The sequence below is a fragment of the Marinobacterium sedimentorum genome (assembly GCF_024267675.1).
GTDB lineage: Bacteria > Pseudomonadota > Gammaproteobacteria > Pseudomonadales > Balneatricaceae > Marinobacterium_A > Marinobacterium_A sedimentorum.
Genome location: NZ_JALDYX010000190.1, coordinates 1 through 220 on the forward strand (window position 1 = coordinate 1; position 220 = coordinate 220).

General features: G+C 44.1%; 1 protein-coding gene. It reads left to right on the forward strand.

Annotation, left to right across the window (positions count from 1 at the left end; all coding sequences use genetic code 11):
• On the forward strand, positions 1 to 220 hold a 220-nt coding region (locus tag MRS74_RS23805), incomplete at both ends, for an asparaginase domain-containing protein (protein WP_254582755.1).

Genomic DNA, 220 nt, shown 5'->3' on the forward strand with positions numbered 1-220 from the left:
GATGGACAAGCTAACCTTTTGAATGCACTGCACATTGCGGCTAACTATCCGATTAACGAAGTCACACTGTTCTTCAATAATCAACTGATGCGTGGTAACCGCAGTACCAAATCTCACGCCGATGGTTTCAACGCGTTTACGTCTCCAAACATGTCGCCGATTTTAGAAGCGGGTATCAATATTCAGTTAGGTAGTGGTGTAGAACTGAACAAAATGCCTG